We start from the raw sequence: 276 nt of genomic DNA on the forward strand, positions 1-276 counted from the left end.
GCGCAAGGCCGAGGATTGCAATTTGGGCGTCCCCGCCAAAGCCTCCAAGAAGGTGCTGGGGAAATCGGGCGGCGCATTTGTACCGCTGCGCAAGGGCGCGTCGCGCAAGGCGATGGGCGCTCTTTCGGAGAGCAAGAGCGCACGGCCCGAGACGATCTACATCACCGAGGGCATTGAGGATGGGCTCACCGTGGCGATGGTAAAGCCCGATCTGCGCGTGCTGGCGGGATACTCGCTGCGCAATCTCGGGATGATCCGGTTTCCGGCGGCGATCGC

Annotated in this window: 1 protein-coding gene; it reads left to right on the forward strand. The window is 64.5% G+C overall.

Annotation, left to right across the window (positions count from 1 at the left end):
* Positions 1 to 22: 22 nt before the first annotated feature.
* A partial coding sequence (locus RAD10_RS41770; RefSeq protein ID WP_461622016.1) for a toprim domain-containing protein occupies positions 23 to 276 on the forward strand: 254 nt, incomplete at its 3' end.

The sequence above is a fragment of the Bradyrhizobium sp. 23AC genome, from assembly GCF_054863025.1.